This is a genomic window from Vibrio sp. 2017_1457_13 (genome assembly GCF_030851525.1).
In the GTDB taxonomy this organism is placed as follows: Bacteria; Pseudomonadota; Gammaproteobacteria; order Enterobacterales; family Vibrionaceae; genus Vibrio; species Vibrio metschnikovii.
On the sequence record NZ_VHTA01000037.1, the window covers coordinates 1 to 1,243 of the forward strand.

At 49.0% G+C, this 1,243-nt stretch carries 1 protein-coding gene; it reads left to right on the top strand.

The genetic code is table 11. The annotated features are described in order from the left end of the window. Positions 1–95 precede the first annotated feature (95 nt). On the top strand, positions 96–1,223 hold the full coding sequence (locus tag FKN88_RS17375; RefSeq protein WP_154167474.1) for an ISAs1 family transposase: 1,128 nt from the start codon (positions 96–98) through the stop codon (positions 1,221–1,223). The last annotated feature ends 20 nt before the right edge of the window (positions 1,224–1,243 follow it).

Genomic DNA, 1,243 nt, shown 5'->3' on the forward strand with positions numbered 1-1,243 from the left:
CAGGGCAAGATCATGAACGTTTTTTGCGCAATGCGAGGTTAAGTTTGACCTGACGTGCGGGCTGTGATCTTATGCTCCTTTTTTAAGGTGTTGCCATGAATATTAATACCATCAAAGAGCACTTCAGCATCATCCGTGACGAACGGCAAAGCGCAAAAGTTGACTACCCTCTGTTTGATATTTTGTTTGGTTCAATCTGCGCCGTGATAGCCGGTGGTCAAGGCTGGACCGACATTCGTGAATATATTCTTGGTCACCATGAGTGGTTTCTTAAACAGGGTCTGTTTGAAAACGGCGTGCCTGTTGACGATACCTTTGCTCGTCTGATCGCAGGTATTGACCCTGCCGAGTTTCGCGACTGTTTCCTGGGCTGGATGAATGCGGTACATACCTTGACGTGTGGTGAGGTGGTTGCCATTGATGGCAAGACTTTGCGCGGCTCCTACGATAGAGATGACAGACAAAGCACCATCCATATGGTGAGCGCCTACGCGAGTGCCAACCAACTGGTATTAGGCCAACTCAAAACTGATAATAAGAGCAATGAAATCACCGCAATTCCGGAATTGATTAAGATGCTCGACTTGCGCGGAGCCCTCGTGACGATTGATGCGATGGCCTGCCAGACCAAAATTGCCAAGGTAATTACCAACAAAGGCGGTGATTACTTGTTGGCAGTAAAGGGGAACCAAGGCAAGTTGTCGGCAGCCGTACAGGCCGCCTTCGCCCCACACCGTCGTGCTCCGATTGAAAAAAACACCTATCACATCGAGAAACAGAAAGGCCGTGTTGAAGCACGAACTTGCCATGTACTCAAGGCCTGCGAGTTGGAGGGTGACTTCTCTACGTGGAGCCGACTAAGCAGTATAGTCATGGTTGAAAATTACCGAGCCGCAAAAGGCAAAGCACCAGTGTTGGAGTACCGCTACTACATAAGTTCAGCTGACCTGACTCCGGAGCAAGCTGGAAATGCTATTCGAGCCCACTGGGGCATTGAGTCAATGCATTGGATTTTAGATGTGAGCATGCGGGAAGATGCTTGTCAGATTTACCGAGAAAACGCAGCTGAAAACTTGGCAGGGTTAAGACACATGGCGCTTAACATGCTAAGAGCTGAGCCAACCAAAATTAGTGTGCCAATGAAGCAGAAGCGTTGCATGATGAACCCCGGCTTCTTGGAGCAAGTCTTGTTAGCTGGATTTAAGTTGGCGGCTAAATTCTAACCATTCATGCGGACGCCCTG

Bases quoted from the DNA above. Each gene is read 5' to 3' on its own strand.
- FKN88_RS17375 (WP_154167474.1), top strand. From the start codon at position 96: ATGAATATTAATACCATCAAAGAGCACTTCAGCATCATCCGTGACGAA.